The organism is Hyphomicrobium sp. MC1 (assembly GCF_000253295.1).
In the GTDB taxonomy this organism is placed as follows: domain Bacteria; phylum Pseudomonadota; class Alphaproteobacteria; order Rhizobiales; family Hyphomicrobiaceae; genus Hyphomicrobium_B.
In genome coordinates this window covers 2,428,929-2,445,446 of sequence record NC_015717.1, presented here as the reverse complement: position 1 = coordinate 2,445,446, position 16,518 = coordinate 2,428,929, and the positions used below count along the sequence as shown (strand labels likewise).

Sequence of the window (16,518 nt, the reverse complement as noted above, 5' to 3'; positions counted from 1 at the left end):
AAGCGGCGTGAATACGCAGAAATACCGATCCTTGGCAAGAACAATTTCTTGTTTCTAATATTATATAGCAAAATCAAATAGATAATAAATACGGTAAAATAACACCACATTGCGGTATTACAATACCACCTCACGCCGGTCCCAGCTTCCCCGCCGTGCAAGCCTTGTTCATGGGCGGTGCAGGGAGCATGGATTAAATCCCACACTGATCTTCGCGCGCCACACCGGGACCGAAATCTGAAAGCGGAACGGCGGAAGCTTTCTCGTTATCGTCCGAGTGGGCGTAAGAGGTCGCGGGGCAACAGGTCCGCGTGATGCGGAAAGTGTACTGGAGGAACACGATGTCGGTCTTTCTGGCCAAGGCGGCGCTGCGCACGATCATCGGGGGGCTCGCTCTCGCTGCCAGCGTGACACTGGCGAACGCCGAAGATGTCGCCGCACCGACCAATCCTCCGGCCGCGCAGGGCGATGCCAGCGGCTCGGACGCGCCTGCTCCCGACGATGTGAAGCAGATCAAGCTGACCGACGATCAAGTGACGCGCTTCATCGCCGCGCAGGCCGACCTCGCGGCGATCGCCAGCAAAATCCAGGCGGCGGGTGACAAGCCCGATCCAGCACTCCAGTCGGAACTCGAAGGCATCGCAAAGAAGCACGGCTTCAAAACCTTCGCCGAACTGGATGACGTCGCCGCGAACATCTCGATCGTCATGGCCGGACTGGACTCCGGCACCGGCAACTTCGTCGATCCGGTTGATGCGCTGAAAAAAGAGCGCGAGGAAGTCGAGAAGGATACGACGATCCCAGACGCCGACAAGAAGCAGCTTCTTGACGAGTTGAATGAAGCGATCGGCACGACGCCGCGCCTCCAATACAAGGAGAACGTCGAGATCGTGAAAGCGCATCGCGCCGAGATCGAGAAGGCGTTACAGTAGCGAAACGCTCGTGGACGGGCGTCACGCACGGAGTGCCCGAATGCAGGATCTTTCGCCCTTAGCTGCCCCGCTGGTCCTCGTCGAGACCGTTGAGCCCGGCATTGTACGGCTAACGCTCAACCGGCCTGCGGCGCGTAACGCGCTTTCCCGCGCTGTCATTCGTGAACTGCACGATACCGTCGAGCGTTTGGGCGCCGATCCGAGCGTCGCCGTCATTATTCTTGCGGCAAGTGGCAAGGTCTATTCATCCGGCCACGATCTGAAAGAAATGACCGCCCACCGCGTCGATTCCGATGGCGGCGAGGCGTTTTTCCGCGAAACGATGACGGCCTGCTCGGCAATGATGCGCGCCATCGTCGCCTGTCCGAAACCGGTTATCGCCGCGGTCGAGGGGCGCGCCACCGCCGCCGGCTGCCAGCTCGTCGCAACCTGCGATCTCGCCATCGCTGCCGAGACGGCCGACTTCGCCACGCCCGGCGTGAATATCGGCCTTTTCTGCTCGACGCCAATGGTTGCGCTCTCCCGCAACATCTCGCGTAAGCGTGCGATGGAAATGCTGCTGCTCGGCGAAGCCTTGTCCGCAGCGGATGCGCTGAGCTTCGGCCTCGTCAATCGCGTCGTGGCGCCGGACAAAGTCATGGACGAAGCGCTGAGCATGGCGCGCATCATCGCAGCCAAATCGAAGGCGACCGTCGCCATCGGCAAAGCGGCGTTCTATCGCCAAGCGGAGATGCCGCTTGAGGACGCTTATGCCTATGCCAGCGAGGTGATGGTCAACAATATGCTGACGGCCGACGCAGGCGAGGGGATCTGCGCCTTCATCGAAAAGCGTCATCCCGAATGGAAGGACCGTTGATGGCGGCGCGGCTTTCATTTGTCACACTCGGGGTGAGCGATGTCGGAAAAGCTCGGGCATTCTACGAAGCGCTGGGCTTCCGCCCGTCATCCGCGAGCCATGATGGCGTTGCTTTTTTCGATGCAGGGGGCGTTGTACTGTCGCTTTTCGGTCGCGAGGCGCTGGCCGATGACGCTGGCGTGGCTGCTACGAAATCCGGTTTCAGCGGCATTTCCCTCGCGCACAACGTCAGTTCGGAAGCCGAGGTCGATAGGGCTATCTCCGAAGCCGTGGCGGCTGGCGCGACGCTGCTAAAGCCGGGCCAGAAGGCATTCTGGGGAGGATACTCCGGATACTTCTCCGGCCCCGATGGCCACCTTTGGGAAGTCGCCTTCAACCCGTTCATGCCGTTGGACGCCGACGGACGGGTTACGCTGCCGGAATGAGTAGGATGACGATCGACGGTTTGGACGACGCCGAAATCCGCGCCATCCTTGCGCGCGTCAAAACATTTGCAGTAGTCGGAGCATCTCAGAAACCCGAGCGGGCGAGCTACGACGTGATGCGGTTTCTGATCGCCAAAGGCTACACAGTGAAACCCGTCAATCCCGCCATCGCCGGCAAGACCATTCACGACCAATCGGTCCATGCAACGCTGGCCGACCTTCCTCCGCCCGCCGACGTCGTCGATATTTTCCGCAACTCCGACGCCGTTCCGGCGATCGTCCGTGAGGTGATCGCCGAGAAGGGCCGTCTGGGCGTGAGCGTGATTTGGATGCAACTCGGCGTCATTAATGAAGATGCCGCAGCCGAAGCCCGCGCCGCCGGTCTGACCGTCGTCATGGACCGCTGTCCGAAAATCGAATTCAGCCGCCTGACGCGCCCATAATTCGACATTCTTTGGTTGGGTGAGGGGCCATGCCCCGGATATAAAGCTTATTCCAATTCGGTCCGAAGCCCTCCCCGCGTCATCCTGACGTCCTAATCTTCCGCAAGGCTATGCCCATTTAATCGCGTTAGCGGATTTCGTGGCTACCTCGCTGTTCCCTGCGGAACATTCAAAAGGCCGCCTAGGTAGGAGACTTTGCGTTCGCCTCGCAAATGGGGCATATGCCTTCTGAGATCCCGGAGCGATACAAAGATGAAGTCGGGTGCCTTGACGTCCGTGAAAATGCCAGCCGATTGGTCGGTCGAGACCATTCTTCCCATCGACTTTCAGGGCAAGGAGTTAATGCTCGAAGCGCACGCCTATCAGGGCGATAGCGAAGAAGAGCAGGTCCTAGCCCTCATCCATCGCGACCCGACGGCCGTTAACGGCTCGGCGCCGGTTCCCGTGGTCCGCGTCCACTCCGGCTGCGTTACCGGCGACATCTTCCATTCGCTCCGCTGCGACTGCTATCAGCAACTCCAGGCCGCGCTGAAGATCGTCAGCGAGGTGCCCTACGGCGCCATCATCTATGTGCCCTATCACGAGGGCCGCGGGATTGGCCTCTTCAAGAAGATCCAGGCCTACGCGCTACAGGATCAGGGCTTCGATACCGTTGAGGCCAACATCGAAGTCGGTGCTCCGATCGATAGCCGCGATTATGGTTTGACGGCGCGTGTCCTGCGCGACCTCGGCATGTCGGAGATCAAGCTGCTGTCGAACAATCCCGCCAAGGAGCAGGCGCTCAAGCAGCACGGCATCCGCATCGCCGAGCGTCTGCCGCTCGTCGCCGCGCCGAACAAGTTCAATCAGCGCTACCTCGACACCAAGCGCGCCCGTATGGCCCACAAGCTCTGATGTCTTGCCCTCTCCCGGTCTTGGGCGAGAGGGCCCCATCCTCTACAGCGCACATCACGCCACCGGTTCTCGCGGCTTCTCCGTCGTCTTCGGCACCGTGAAGCCGCCTTCGGCAACGAGCCGCGAGAAAAGCCCGCCGCGTTCCGCAAGCTCGGTGAACTGGCCGTGCTCGACGACTTTCCCCTGGTCCAAGACAAAGATCTGATCGGCGTCAGCAACGGTCGACAAGCGATGCGCAATGACGAATGTTGTACGCCCGGCGCGCAACGTATCGAGCGCCCGCTTGATCTTCGCCTCTGTCTCGGAATCGAGTGCGCTCGTCGCTTCATCGAGAATAAGGATCGGCGCGTCCTTCAGAATGGCCCGCGCAATGGCGATGCGTTGCCGCTCGCCCCCCGACAGCGCCAGCCCGCGCTCCCCGATGACGAAATCGTATCCGCCCGGTTTGCGCATGATGAAGTCGTGCGCTTCGGCCAGACGGCTCGCGTGCTCGACCTCGGCGTCTGTCGCACCCGGCCTGCCGATGCGGATGTTCTCGCCGATCGAACGGTTGAAAAGCCCCGCGTCCTGAAACACGACCGCGATGTTGCTGCGCAGCGATGCGAGCGTCACGCCCGCAATGTCCTGCCCATCAATCAATACCCGTCCCGAGCTGGGTTTCAGGAAACGTTGGAGCAAGCCAATCGTCGTCGACTTGCCCGATCCCGTCGGTCCGACAAACGCAACCGTTTCGCCGGCCTTCGCCGCGAACGACAAGTCAGTGATGCCCTGCGGGCTGCCGTCGTAGCGGAAGTTGACGTGATCGAACGCGACGGCGCCTTCGACGGCCGCAAGCGGCTTTGCGCCGGGCGCGTCGCCGACCGCGCCGACTTCATCCATCAAATCGAACAGAGCCGTGATCGTCGGCGCTTGCTGATCTATGCGCACGGCAAAGCCCGAAAGCTGATCGAGCTTCGAGATCAGCAACGTCGCAAAAGCCACGAAGCTGACGATCTGCCCGACGGTCAGCTCACCGCGCCCGACGAGAACGGCGCCCGCCGTAAAAATAACGACCATCGTCAGCGTTGCCGCCGAACGCTGCATCACGGTCAACACGCCCCACCACGTCAGCACTGGGTACTGAGCCGACAAAAGATCGTTCGCGAGTCCGCGCAGCGCATCGGCTTCGGCTTTGAGCCGTCCGTAGCTCTGCACCACAGTGACGTTGCCGACGACATCGACCACGCGGCTCGACAGCGCCGTCTCATGATCTTCGACCGCGGCCTGCCCGACTGCGGTCCGCTTGACGACGAAGACGTGCATCAGCGTATAGGCGCCGGCCAGTGCCACCAGGATCGTCGCCATCCGGACGTCCATGGCGAACGCCGTCGGCACCAGCAGGATAATGCCGAACACGGTCGCCAATTGCTCGCGCATGACGCCGAGCCACAACCAGAACAACGCGCTCATTCCCGACAAAATCGTTCGTATCGTCGCGCCCGAACCGCGGGCCGCGTGTGCGCTTTGCGGCAACGAGATCGTCTTTTCGAAAACGCTCGCCAGATGCGCGAGCTTCTGCCGGTGCGCCAGACGGTCGGCATTGATGCCGACGATGACGCCCGCGATAATGCCGAACAGTCCCAGGAGCGCCCAAAGTCCGATATAGACGAAAGCGCTTTCGCCTTTACTCAAGGCGTCCACGACGCGCCCGAACAGAATGGGCTCGGCAAGTTGCGTGACGGCGATGACGACGCCGGCAGCCGCAAGACCCATCGCCAGATATTTCTCGGATGCGAGCAGGGCGAGCGAGCGCGTGTAGATTGCGATCAGGCCAAGCGGTTTCGTCGTCATGTCGGGATGCTATGAGAGGATAATGGAGAGGGCATGGAGAACGCCGGTAAGACAGGTGAATTGCGCGGCATGCAAATCAACCGTAGACAGCTCAAATTGGCGGTCAGCTCTTCGGCTCCAATGCTCTTTGCGCTCGGTTTTGCGCCTTATAGCACGCTAAGACCGTATGACATCCGCTAAAAACCACGCAACGGGGATGTTTGACGCCATTTTAAGCGCATCGCCTGAACGTCCGTTCATCGTTGCCCAGCTCGGCCAATCCCTCGACGGGCGCATTGCGACGACACATGGCGAGTCACGCTGGATCAACGGCCCTGCGGCGCTCGATCACCTGCATCGCCTTCGCGCCCACGTCGATGCCGTCGTCGTCGGCGTAGGAACGGTGATCGCCGACGATCCGCAACTCACCGTCCGTCGCGTCGATGGCCCGCAACCCGTCCGCGTCATCATTGATCCGCGCGGACGCCTCCCGGCATCAGCACGTTGTCTTGCCGTCGGCGTCGAGCCATGCCTCGTTATCGGCGATCATGAACGCGTCGTTCCGGAAGGCGCCGAACTGCTGGTCGTCGCCTCAACGGAGGGACTCCTGGCGCCGTCCGCAATCGTCACGGCACTTTTTGCGCGCGGCTTCAGGAAAATTTTGGTGGAAGGCGGCGCCGCGACGGTTTCAAATTTCATCGACGCAAATATGGTTGATCGTCTTCATATCCTTGTCGCGCCAATGATATTGGGTTCAGGTATTCAAGGACTTTCGCTGTTGCCTGTCGACCGGCTCGGCGATGCGTTGCGGCCCGAAACGACAGTGCATGTTCTTGACGGCGGCGACGTGCTGTTTGATTGTGATTTGAGGCATCAACGGCGAGGCTAGCGGCCATGGCCCAAGATCCGAAATATGCTCTCCCGACCTACACGCCGACGGCGCGCGCCTTTCATTGGCTGATCGCGCTTTTGATTTTCATTCAGTTGCCCCTCGGCTTTTACATGTCGTACCGCGGCAATGAGATGCCGTCGGTCAATGAAAAGGGCGAACCGGTCAAAGGCGTCTGGGATGCGCTGACGGGCTATCTCTATAGCTCACATAAGTTGCTCGGATTGATTGTGCTGACGCTCGTCGTGCTGCGGCTGCTCTACCGGCTGACACAGGGCGCACCGCGCTCCGACCCGACCGTGCCACCCGCATTGACCGGCATCAGCCATCTCGTGCACTGGGCGCTGTACGCGCTGCTGATCGCGGTTCCCGTTCTCGGCTATCTGGCCATCTCATACGGCGACTTTCTCGATATCTTCAATTTCCGTTTGCCGATGCTGACAGTGAAGAATGACGACCTCTCGAAGGAAATCTTCGAGTGGCACGAACTGGGGGCATTTCTGATCATCGGCTTCGTTACGCTGCACATCATCGCCGCCGTCTATCACTATTTCGTCCGCAGGGATCGGGTGGTCGAGCGGATGATCCCCAAGCGGGTCGCCTGATAAAGGACGCGCTTACTGAGGCGCCGCGAACACGTCGGTGTGCCCCACGAACGCTGCGCTGCGCGGCACGTTCACCCACGTCACGATGGTCTTCTCATCGACGCCGCCGTCTTCTGTGACGGCGACTGCGTGGCCCCGCACCAACTCTTCGATCAGCATGCGATCGGCGCGATCGAGCCGCCACGGGCTTTCACCGGACAGCGCCAGATAGCCGTTGATGCGAAACTGATCGACGAGATGCGAACCGGCCAGAGGCCCGGCCGCGGGGCCAAAACCCTTGTCGTGCATCTGGTGACGCTGAAACGCCGCTGTCATTTGATTGTCGGCCGGACGATGTGGCGTCCACTTCTGCAAGCCGTTATAGACGAGCGTCGCGTAGAACGCCGCCTTAGCGCTGACGACGGCTTTCGCAAGTTCGCGGATATAGCTCTCGGATGTCAGGTCAAAAAACGCCGACGCCGTGACGAGCTGAACACCCTCGGCGATCAACGCTTGCGTGTCGTGTGCCAGATCCGCCGATTTGAACATGACGCGAATTTTGCGTCCGCTTTTCTCTAGCTCCAGCGCGTCGCCCTCGGTCGTGTGCGTGTCGGCCCAACGCGTGAGTTTCGTGCGCGCAGCATCGAGCAATGCCGCGTCGCGATCGACAAGCGTCCACGTTTGCCGCGATGGCAAAAGGTGCGCCGTCGCGCGAAGATTGGCGCCTGTGCCGGAACCAAGATCGAGGACGTTCAGTTCGTCGCGCAACGCCAAGCGAGCGGACACGGCGTTTGCGACTTGCGGATTACGCGCTCGCATATCGGCCGCCTCGCGCAGGTCGAGCCATTCGGCGGAAAAGTCACTCACGGTCGAAGTCCCAGAATAACGGCAGCGATCCGGCGAGCCGTTTCGTGCCAGGTCGGAAGCGTTCGGCCCGCTTCCCAGGCCGCATCAGCGAGCCGATCGCGGAGTTTTTTGTCGGTCAACGCACGTTGCAGCGCCGCTGTCAGTTCCGGCACGTTGCCAGCTTCGACATGCAGTGCGGCGGCTTCGCCTGCTGTGTCGGCTGCAGCCCCGCCTGCTGCGAGCACGATGGGCAGTCCACGCGCCATGGCTTCCGCCAGCACCATGCCATATCCTTCGAAAAGAGACGCCGAGACGAACAGATCTGCGCTCTCGTAAAAGCGGTCGAGCGTAGCCGGCACCACTTTGCCCGCAAGCGTAACGCGATCTTCGAGCCCGTGCCTGCGAATGGCCTCTTGCACCGATTCGACAGCTTGCCGATGACGGTCGAGCGCGCCCGCAATCGTCAGCCGCCAATCGATGTCGATCAGCGGCGCCAAGGCTTCGACGAGAAGATCATAGCCTTTGCGCGGCATCACAGCGCCAACTGCGAGGATCTGCAGCGGTGCGCCGGTTCCGGTTGCCCGCTGCGCCGGATCGGTCCCAGGCTGCGCGACGGTGATTTTCTCCGACGAGATCCCCATGTGATCGGTTACGATCCGCTTCGTCGCGCGGCTCGTCACGATGATGTGGCTGGCACGCCTTAGCGCTTGTTCTTCGCTGTCTTTCAATTCGACTTTGCGCGCATGCGGCAGGCCCGTTTCAAGAAACAGCGGATGATGCACGAGGCCGACGACGCGGCCCTTGATGGCATCGAGCACGTCGTTGGTGAAGGCGCCGAACGCCAAGCCATCGACGACGAGCACGGAATTTGCGGGCAATCCTGCAAGCGCCTGCCGCGCGTCCTCCAGATCGCTTTCGGTAGGATTGGGAAACGACGCGGGCAGCGCCAACACCGAAACCGGAACGCCGAACGCTGGAAGCAATTCCATCACACGGCGATCGTAGGCGTAGCCTCCCGTCGCCGTTTTCAAGTCTCCTGGAATGGCGAATACCGCTTCAGCCACCGATCGGTCCCTCGTAGCTCGCACGTGCCAGATCCGTTTCAGACAGCGTGACACGGATCCGCGCGAGCGTCTTTCCGTCGTCACCAAGCGCGCCGGACAGCGCCGCCGCCGCCATCTGGTCGAAGATATATTTGCAAATGAATTCGGTCGTCGTCAGCACACCTTTGAACTGCGGCAGGGTGTCGAGGTTCTGGTAGGCGAGGGGCCTCAACGTTTGCCCCAGGACGTCAAGCGCCGCGCCGATATCGACGACGACGTTCTGCGCCGTCAGCGCTTCGCGGAAGAACGCGACATCGACCACGAAGGTTGCGCCGTGCATGTTTTGCGCCGGTCCGAAAAACGGATCCGGTAGCGAGTGGGCGATCATGATGCGGTTGCGGACTTCGACGGAGAACATCTGAGCTTCTTCACCTGATGAGATTAATAGCGAATGACCGGCGGCAAGTCGGATGACGACCAGATCCGCGGCAACACCGATGGCAAATCGTCGAAATGCACCTCTTCCGAAACGAGCGCGTCGAGACGGGCGTCATCCAAGAGGTCAATGGCGCGCGCAAGGCGATCGGCGTGCTTCAGTGTTCCGCGGTGGCTCGGTGCGACGTGACCGACCTGAGACGATACGATTTTCAATCGCCGGCTGTGAAACGTGCCGCCAAGCCTGACCGTCACGGGTTCCGATCCATACCAGCTCATCTCGACGACCGTACCTTCGAATGCGCAGGCGTTTAGCGCCGCTTCTAGTCCGGCGCTGGTCGCACTCGCATGAAAGACGATGCGATTATCCGTTGGCACGTCCGATGGTGAAACGAACCGAATGCCGAGCGCTTCGGCAAGTCGTGCCCGTGCCGGATTGACGTCTAGGATCGCGACCTCCGTGCCCGCAATCCGCCGGGCGAGATAGGCCGTCAGCAGACCGACGATGCCGGCCCCGACGACGAGCACGCGGTCGCCAAGCGTCGTGCCCGCGTCCCAGTGGGCGTTGAGTGCCGTTTCCATGTTGGCGGCGAGCACGCCCCGGCGCGACGGCACGGCCTCGGGGAGCAGCGACAGCATCGTCTCCGGTGCTTGAAAATAATCCTGATGCGGATGCAACGCAAAGGCGCGCCGGCCGATGAGCGCCTCGGCGCCCGCTGTAACGACGCCCGTCGCCGAATAGCCGTATTTGATCGGAAATGAGAATGCTCCAGCCTGCAACGGCGCGCGCATGCGAGACCATTCGCTTTCCGGCACCTGACCGAGGGCGACGAGGCGTTCGGTGCCGCGGCTGATCGCGGAATACTCGGCGGCAATCCGCACATGGCCAGGAGGCGGCGGAGCAAGGCGTTCGGTCCGGATTTCGGCTACGCCCGGCTTGACGTACCAGAGCGCGCGCGCAACCACGATCTGGCCTTGGCTGCGGCGGGTCGGCTGGGCGTTGGGTTCGAAGGTGCTCTGCGGGTCATTCATTGCGAAGGATTGGGTCCGTAATGACGATCGGTGCCGAGCGCGACGGGATGTCGAAGGCTGATGCTGTGACAATAGTCGAGTGCGAGAGCCTTACGACCCCGGCGGGTCTCGATGCAAGAGCGACGCTGGCCCGGCGGCGTTGCACGGCTTTCATATTGAACACTGCAACCTGGCTCCTCATCGTGCTCGTCACGGCACACGCTCTTGCCCACGGTGGCTGGACGCTGATGTCGGCGATCATGGTCATATGCGTGGCACTCGGTGTTCCATGGCCGATTCTCGGCTTCTGGAACGCTGTCATCGGGCTGTGGCAGCTTCATGGGAGCAGAGCGCGAAAGCGGACGAAATCTAACGGTGAAGCGGCATTTTGGACATCCACCGGCGAACCGCAGCCGATCACGGTTAACACCGCCGTTTTGATGACGATCCGCAACGAGGACCCGGCTCGGGCGCTTCTCCGACTGAAGATCGTCAAGGCCAGCCTCGATCGCACATCCGATGCCGCGCGCTTTTCGTATTTCATTCTGAGCGACACCAACCGCGCCGACATCGCGGCTGAAGAGGAACGTCTGATCGCCGAATGGCGCGCTGCCGACGCGGATCGCGAGAGGATCGTTTACCGCCGCCGCACCGAAAACACAGGCTTCAAAGCCGGGAACGTCCGCGACTTCGCTGCGCGCTGGGGGGCCGACTATGAGCTAATGCTGGCGCTCGACGCCGACAGCCTGATGACCGGCGAAACCATCGTCGATCTCGTCCGTATCATGCAGGCGCACCCCCTTCTGGGCATCCTGCAAAGCCTCGTCGTCGGCACGCCGTCATCATCGGCGTTTGCGCGCATCTTCCAGTTCGGCATGCGGCTCGGCATGCGCACCTACACGATGGGCCAAGCCTGGTGGGTCGGCGACTGCGGACCGTTCTGGGGACACAACGCGCTTGTGCGCATCAAGCCTTATGTCGAGCACTGCGCGCTGGACGGTCTGCTCGGCGGCAAACAGATCCTCTCGCACGATCAGGTCGAAGCTGTTCTGATGCGTCGCGCGGGCTACGAAGTGCGTGTGCTGCCGGTCGAGGCCGGTTCCTATGAAGATAATCCGCCCGATCTCATCGAATTCATGCAGCGCGATAACCGCTGGTGCCAGGGCAATCTGCAATACGTTCGGCTGATCGGCCTACCCGGCCTGAAGCCGGTGAGCCGGTTTCAGCTTTTTTGGGCGATTTTGATGTTTCTCGGCGTTCCGGCCTGGACACTGTTCGCCGCCCTTTTGCCCCTTATGGTCTTAAACGCACAAAATGTCGCCGACTTCCCGTGGCATGTCGTCGAAATGCTTTATGTCATCCTGATTGTCATGCACCTCGCGCCGAAACTTGCAGGAATTGCCGATGCGGTCATGACGCCGGGAGAGGTTCGCCGCTTCGGCGGGAACGCCCGTTTTTCGCTGAGCGCAGTCGGCGAAATTTTGTTTTCGCTCATTCTCGGTTCCGTCACGACAATTCGCACCTCAATGTTTATGATCGCGCTCGTGTTGGGGAAATCGATCGCTTGGAACGGACAACAGCGCGACGGCACGGGGCTTTCATGGCGCACAGCCTTAGAGGCGCTATGGCCGCAGCTCGTGTTCGGCATTTCGCTCTGTCTGGCGCTGGCCGTTATTTCTCCGCGACTGCTGCTCTGGAGCCTGCCGCTGACAGCAGGATATCTGCTCGCCATTCCGTTTGCGTTTTTCACGGCGAGCCCGGCGGTCGGCCGCTTTTTCCGGCGCCACGGTATCGCAGGCATTCCCGAAGATTTCGCGCCGCCCGTCGAGATACGCGCCCTTGAGGCTGGACGGTAGCGGAATGGTCTCGCAAGCGTTGCAGGGCGTCATGCGATCGCTGCGGGTCTATCTCGGCCCCGATGCGCCGCGCGAGGCCATGGACGATCTCTATCGCCGCTTTATCGAGCCGGGCGCACTCGTGTTTGATATCGGTGCTCACGTCGGCGACCGCGTCTCGTCGTTTCGACGTCTCGGTGCCAGAGTCATCGCGGTCGAGCCGCAGCCGCTGCTGTTTTCTGCGCTCACCCACCTGCACGGCCGCGATCCGCTCGTCGAGATCGTTGATCGCGCCGTCGGAGCAGATGCTGGAATGCACGAGCTCTTCGTCAACACCGCGAACCCGACCGTTTCGACTTTGTCGGAAGACTTCGTGCATCAAGCCGAAGGCGCGCCCGGCTGGGAAGGCCAGGTCTGGGACGCTCATCTGCTGATCGAAATGGTGACGCTCGACGGTCTCATCGCGCGTTACGGCCTTCCTGCGTTCATCAAGATTGATGTCGAAGGTTTCGAAGACGCAGCTTTGCGCGGCCTTTCACAGCCGGTAAAGGCGCTGTCGTTCGAATTCACGACGATTGCCCGCGGTGTCGCGATGGCATGCTTCGATCGACTTTCGGAGCTTGGCGACTATCGCTACAACTGGTCTCTCGGCGAAACCCAGATGCTCACGTTCGATCGTTGGCTCACGGATGCCGAAATCGCCGAATACCTGAGCAACCTGCCACACGATGCGAATTCGGGCGACGTCTATGCGATGCTCGCGCCATAATGAGCACCTGAAACCGGAGAATTGAATGCCGTCGTCCGTCCGCTTGCTTGCCTTGATGCTAATCTCGCTTGTTGTGCCGTTCATATCCGTGCAGGCGGCGTCTCTCGATGGCTTGGCCGTCGACGTGGAGAACGAAAGCGAGCCGGTGCTTTGCGCCGAGAAAGACAACGTCGCGGTGGCGTTCACGAATAAGAACGTTCGTTCGTTCCGCATCGAGGCTGCGCATCCCGTTTATCTTTCATCCGCCATGCGCAGCAATATCGAGCCGGATTGGACGGCATGCGACATGTCGAAGGATCCAGTTTATAAAGCTCCCGTGCCTCCGAAAAAAATCACGCTCGTCGGCGAGCCGGATTTGTGGCTGGTCGGATATACGTATCCTTCGTTCTGGCGCCCGGCGACGGCCGCGGTGCGCATCGGCGACAAGGTCTACAACAACATCCACATGCTGCAGGTCTGGGTGTTGAAGAACGGCCGCGCCGATGAGGTTCTCGTTCTCTATCCGCAAGACGGCTATTGGCGTCCTCGTCCGATGACGCCGGCGAACATGGACGTCACTGCTTACGGCTCGTCGTTTCTCATCGGCCCGATTGAGAAAGAAGGACGGCCGCTCGTGAAGATCAAGGAAGCCGCATTCGATCCCGATAAGCTGCAGTTCACTCTGACGTTTGAACGGGGAGGAACGGCCACCGTGAAGGTCGTGAACGTCGACACCGATCGTTTAGCGCTCGACGTTGCATTTGATCACGGCATCAGCGGCAGTCCGTTTGCGATGCTGCGCTCGATGTACGTCACGGAATTCAACAACGATACCGCGCGCATCGCAGTGCGCGAACAAGGTGCCAAAGGCTGGCGGGAAGACAACATCATGAAGTTCGACCACGCCCGCGCCACCGACATCTGGATCGGGCGCCTGACACCGTCGCAGCACAACACGACCTCGCCTGACGTGGTCTTCAACAGCTTCTCGGCTGGACCGACGCCGAAGCGGCCAAAATCTGAAGTCCCGGCCGAAGTTTCGACGAAGCCGATCAAGTAGCGCCGGGCGCTCTTACAAGGCGAGTTCGAGCATTGCGCCAATGGCGGGCGGCGCGTCGGCCGTGAACAGATCGGCAAGCTTTGTCGCCGACAGGTCGATGCCGTCGACCGTCTCGTGGCGGTGAATGCCCGACGCAATGAAAAGGGCGTCGCAGCCATAGTTCTGCGCGCCTTTGATATCGGTGCGGATGGCGTCGCCGATGACGAGGATCTTGTCTTTCGCGACGTTCTTGTCGCGAAGCCCCTCAGCCTTGCGATGCGCGGTCTCGTACGCGCTGAGATAAGGCTTGCCCGCCCAATAGACGACGCCGCCCATCTTCTCGTACAGGTCGGCGATGGCGCCTGCGCAATAGAGCAGGGTGCCACCGACATCGACGATCAAGTCCGGATTGGCGCATACGAACGGTATGTCTTTTGCAAGCGCACGTTCGAGGATGCCCTGGTAATCTTCCGGCGTCTCTCGCCGGTCGTCGTTGAGTCCCGTGCAAATGATCGCTTCGGCATCCTCCAACTCGGCCGAGCGGGCCCGAAGCGCGGAAAAAAGCGCCTGATCGCGGTCCTGCGGACCGATGCAGTAAAGCTGCTGGAACTTCTTCTCATCCAGGTGATGAAGCGCAATATCGCCCGACGACACGATGTCGTCCCAGGCGCTTCTGGGCACATGCCGGGAATCGAGCATGTCCGCCACGCGCTTCTTCGGAACCGGCGCATTCGACACCAGAATGACGGTGCCGCCGTCGGCGCGAAATTTCTCAAGCGCCCGGCATGCGCCCTCGAACGCCGTGACGCCGTTGTGAACCACGCCCCAGACATCGCAAAAGATGACGTCATAACGGCTCAAAAGCAGACCGGCGTGAGCCAAGACGGGAGGGACCTTGGACGTGTTGCGAAGCGATGATGTCGGCAAATCAGATCTCAACGAATGATACGGAGCCTGTGTCCGCGGGTTGCTAGGCTCTCTGATAGCCAAGGTTGAGCGTCAGTTAAAAGCGGCACATTGGGCAGGCAAGTTCATTCCCGCCGGGCTCCGCAGAGTGCGCCGCATCTGATCTTTACGGAAAGATCCGCCCAAATGCTGTTTCCCTCTGTCGTCACTCGCCGAGAGTCGCGTTAGGGTGGCGCCGCCTGCGGGAGTCCGCATGGGAAGACGGGCCGAAGGAGAGGAAGCACCATGCTGGTCGTGACGACAAACGAGATTCAAGGCTACCGCATTGTCCGTCACCTCGGGCTGGTTCGTGGCCTGACGGTGCGCTCGCGCAGCGTCGTCGGCAATCTCGGCGCCGCGATACAGATCTTTTTTGGCGGCAACATCTCGGTTTACACCAAGCTCGCCGAGCATGCGCGCCAGGAAGCCTTCGACCTTCTCGTCGAGCACGCCCAGAGCATGGGCGCAAACGCCGTCGTCGCGATGCGCTACGACGCCAACGAAATTGCCGCTGCCGTGACCGAGGTCCTGGCCTACGGATCGGCCGTCGTCATCGAGCCGGTGGATGGGCAGGGGAAGGCACCAGCCGAAATCGGCGGCCCCTGGAGCGGCCCCGACGGTCGCCGATAGAAAAAAGGCGCGGGCGGGGCTGACAAGCCGTCAAACTTCGGTTAAGGGTGCACGCCCCGAAAGAGGCTGCTCGACGGCTGGCTCTTGCCTGCGTCAGTACTAGGGGTGTAGCTCAATTGGTAGAGCGTCGGTCTCCAAAACCGAAGGTCGGGGGTTCGAGACCCTCCGCCCCTGCCAGCCTCGTGGAGTTTGATCTGCCGACCGGCCCCGGAAAACACCGAGGTCGGGTGCGGCATGTTGTCGCTCATGCGCGCAGAAAGCAGTTTTGATGGCGAAGTTCAATCCCATAACCTTTATGCAAGAGGTTCGGCAGGAAGTCGCGAAGGTAACTTGGCCGACATGGAAAGAGGTGTGGATCACGACTTTGATGGTACTCATCATGGTCGCGCTCGCCTCTGTTTTCTTTTTGCTTGTTGATCAGGCGCTGAGCCACATCGTGCGTTTGGTCTTAGGGGTGGGCACCTGATTTCGGCTCGCATGATTGGTTTAAGTGACGCGCCAGAGGGCCTTTGAGAATGGTTGTCGCGCAAGAACGCGAAGAAAAAGCAACGGTTGCCGGTACGCGCTGGTACATCGTGCACGCATACACGAATTTCGAACGCAAGGTGGCGGACGCGATCCGCGAGCGCGCGAAAGCGGGCGGCCTTGAAGATCTCTTCGAAGAGATCGTCGTTCCCACGGAAGAAGTCGTCGAGATCAAGCGCGGCCGCAAGATCCCGACCGAGCGGAAGTTTTTGCCGGGCTACGTGCTCGTCAAAATGAAGATGACCGACGCAGCGTTCGTGATGATCAAGAACACGCCGAAGGTCACTGGCTTCCTCGGTGCGGACAATAAGCCGATGCCGATCCCGGAAGCTGAGGCGATGCGCATCCTGAACCAAGTGAAGGAAGGCGTAGAGCGGCCGAAGCCGACGATCACATTCGAGGTCGGAGAGAACGTCAAGGTCGCAGACGGCCCGTTCGCTTCGTTCACTGGCATCGTCGAGGAAGTCGACGAGGAGCGCTCACGTGTGAAGGTCGCCGTGTCGATCTTCGGGCGGCCGACGCCGGTCGAGCTCGAATTTACACAGGTCGAAAAGATCGCAGCCTGACGGTGCTCAGCAGCGCCTTGGGCGAGACGAGAATTCCGGCGGTTCGCCGCCGGAGCCCGCATC

The 16,518-nt window shown here is 60.9% G+C and carries 19 protein-coding genes and 1 tRNA gene; 14 read left to right on the top strand and 6 right to left on the bottom strand.

What is annotated here, in order from left to right; genetic code table 11:
- Positions 1 to 341 precede the first annotated feature (341 nt).
- From HYPMC_RS12015 to HYPMC_RS11995, 5 genes are all read left to right on the top strand, one after another.
- Entirely contained in the window at positions 342 to 932 is a 591-nt protein-coding gene (locus HYPMC_RS12015; protein WP_013948223.1) for a hypothetical protein, read from the top strand.
- A 40-nt stretch (positions 933 to 972) separates the two neighbouring features.
- Complete coding sequence (locus HYPMC_RS12010) at positions 973 to 1,788, top strand: enoyl-CoA hydratase (protein ID WP_013948222.1); 816 nt, start codon at positions 973 to 975, stop codon at positions 1,786 to 1,788.
- Entirely contained in the window at positions 1,788 to 2,213 is a 426-nt protein-coding gene (locus HYPMC_RS12005) for a VOC family protein (RefSeq protein WP_013948221.1), read from the top strand. The genes HYPMC_RS12010 and HYPMC_RS12005 overlap by 1 nt, the downstream gene beginning before the upstream one ends.
- Positions 2,214 to 2,218: 5 nt before the next feature.
- Positions 2,219 to 2,656: a CoA-binding protein gene (locus HYPMC_RS12000; protein WP_013948220.1), complete on the top strand. Its 438-nt coding sequence runs from the start codon at positions 2,219 to 2,221 to the stop codon at positions 2,654 to 2,656.
- A gap of 252 nt (positions 2,657 to 2,908) precedes the next feature.
- Positions 2,909 to 3,550: a GTP cyclohydrolase II gene (locus tag HYPMC_RS11995; protein ID WP_013948219.1), complete on the top strand. Its 642-nt coding sequence runs from the start codon at positions 2,909 to 2,911 to the stop codon at positions 3,548 to 3,550.
- Between the two features lie 54 nt (positions 3,551 to 3,604).
- Here the strand turns inward: HYPMC_RS11995 and HYPMC_RS11990 are convergent, their stop codons facing one another.
- Positions 3,605 to 5,380 (bottom strand): glucan ABC transporter ATP-binding protein/ permease, encoded by a 1,776-nt coding sequence (locus HYPMC_RS11990; RefSeq protein ID WP_013948218.1) that lies wholly within the window; start codon positions 5,378 to 5,380, stop codon positions 3,605 to 3,607.
- 196 nt (positions 5,381 to 5,576) lie between these two features.
- On the opposite strand from HYPMC_RS11990, the gene HYPMC_RS11985 reads away from it, so the two are divergent.
- Together HYPMC_RS11985 and HYPMC_RS11980 are read left to right on the top strand one after the other, a co-directional pair.
- The gene (locus tag HYPMC_RS11985; protein ID WP_013948217.1) at positions 5,577 to 6,248 is read left to right on the top strand and encodes a RibD family protein; all 672 of its coding nucleotides are present in this window, start codon (positions 5,577 to 5,579) and stop codon (positions 6,246 to 6,248) included.
- Positions 6,249 to 6,253: 5 nt separating this feature from the next.
- Positions 6,254 to 6,853, top strand: a complete 600-nt coding sequence (locus tag HYPMC_RS11980; protein WP_013948216.1) for a cytochrome b — start codon at positions 6,254 to 6,256, stop codon at positions 6,851 to 6,853.
- Between the two features lie 12 nt (positions 6,854 to 6,865).
- On the opposite strand, the gene HYPMC_RS11975 is transcribed toward HYPMC_RS11980, so the two are convergent.
- The 4 genes from HYPMC_RS11975 to HYPMC_RS11960 are packed head-to-tail and all read right to left on the bottom strand — an operon-like array spanning position 6,866 to position 10,188.
- Entirely contained in the window at positions 6,866 to 7,699 is an 834-nt protein-coding gene (locus HYPMC_RS11975; protein WP_013948215.1) for a class I SAM-dependent methyltransferase, read from the bottom strand.
- Positions 7,696 to 8,742, bottom strand: a complete 1,047-nt coding sequence (locus tag HYPMC_RS11970; RefSeq protein ID WP_024276064.1) for a glycosyltransferase family 4 protein — start codon at positions 8,740 to 8,742, stop codon at positions 7,696 to 7,698. Before HYPMC_RS11970 ends, HYPMC_RS11975 begins: the two co-directional genes overlap by 4 nt.
- A complete protein-coding gene (locus tag HYPMC_RS11965; protein WP_013948213.1) occupies positions 8,735 to 9,139 on the bottom strand; it encodes a 6-carboxytetrahydropterin synthase in 405 nt (134 codons plus the stop codon). Before HYPMC_RS11965 ends, HYPMC_RS11970 begins: the two co-directional genes overlap by 8 nt.
- A 23-nt stretch (positions 9,140 to 9,162) precedes the next feature.
- Positions 9,163 to 10,188, bottom strand: a complete 1,026-nt coding sequence (locus HYPMC_RS11960; RefSeq protein WP_013948212.1) for a zinc-binding alcohol dehydrogenase — start codon at positions 10,186 to 10,188, stop codon at positions 9,163 to 9,165.
- Between the two features lie 20 nt (positions 10,189 to 10,208).
- Between HYPMC_RS11960 and mdoH the strand changes: the two genes are divergently transcribed.
- The 3 genes from mdoH to HYPMC_RS11945 are packed head-to-tail and all read left to right on the top strand — an operon-like array spanning position 10,209 to position 13,810.
- Positions 10,209 to 12,023 carry a glucans biosynthesis glucosyltransferase MdoH gene (gene mdoH, locus HYPMC_RS11955; RefSeq protein WP_013948211.1) on the top strand — a complete coding sequence of 605 codons (1,815 nt, stop codon included), beginning with the start codon at positions 10,209 to 10,211 and terminating at the stop codon, positions 12,021 to 12,023.
- 4 nt (positions 12,024 to 12,027) lie between these two features.
- On the top strand, positions 12,028 to 12,771 hold the full coding sequence (locus tag HYPMC_RS11950; RefSeq protein WP_013948210.1) for an FkbM family methyltransferase: 744 nt from the start codon (positions 12,028 to 12,030) through the stop codon (positions 12,769 to 12,771).
- Between the two features lie 25 nt (positions 12,772 to 12,796).
- Entirely contained in the window at positions 12,797 to 13,810 is a 1,014-nt protein-coding gene (locus HYPMC_RS11945; protein WP_013948209.1) for a hypothetical protein, read from the top strand.
- Between the two features lie 12 nt (positions 13,811 to 13,822).
- Here the strand turns inward: HYPMC_RS11945 and HYPMC_RS11940 are convergent, their stop codons facing one another.
- Positions 13,823 to 14,716 (bottom strand): TIGR01459 family HAD-type hydrolase, encoded by an 894-nt coding sequence (locus HYPMC_RS11940; protein ID WP_013948208.1) that lies wholly within the window; start codon positions 14,714 to 14,716, stop codon positions 13,823 to 13,825.
- A gap of 264 nt (positions 14,717 to 14,980) precedes the next feature.
- Between HYPMC_RS11940 and HYPMC_RS11935 the strand changes: the two genes are divergently transcribed.
- From HYPMC_RS11935 to nusG, 4 genes are all read left to right on the top strand, one after another.
- Complete coding sequence (locus HYPMC_RS11935; RefSeq protein WP_013948207.1) at positions 14,981 to 15,364, top strand: YbjQ family protein; 384 nt, start codon at positions 14,981 to 14,983, stop codon at positions 15,362 to 15,364.
- A gap of 101 nt (positions 15,365 to 15,465) precedes the next feature.
- Positions 15,466 to 15,541 (top strand) — tRNA-Trp (locus HYPMC_RS11930).
- Between the two features lie 91 nt (positions 15,542 to 15,632).
- Positions 15,633 to 15,830, top strand: coding sequence for a preprotein translocase subunit SecE (gene secE, locus HYPMC_RS11925; RefSeq protein WP_013948205.1), 198 nt, complete (start codon positions 15,633 to 15,635; stop codon positions 15,828 to 15,830).
- A gap of 49 nt (positions 15,831 to 15,879) precedes the next feature.
- The gene (nusG, locus tag HYPMC_RS11920; protein WP_013948204.1) at positions 15,880 to 16,455 is read left to right on the top strand and encodes a transcription termination/antitermination protein NusG; all 576 of its coding nucleotides are present in this window, start codon (positions 15,880 to 15,882) and stop codon (positions 16,453 to 16,455) included.
- Positions 16,456 to 16,518 lie beyond the last annotated feature (63 nt).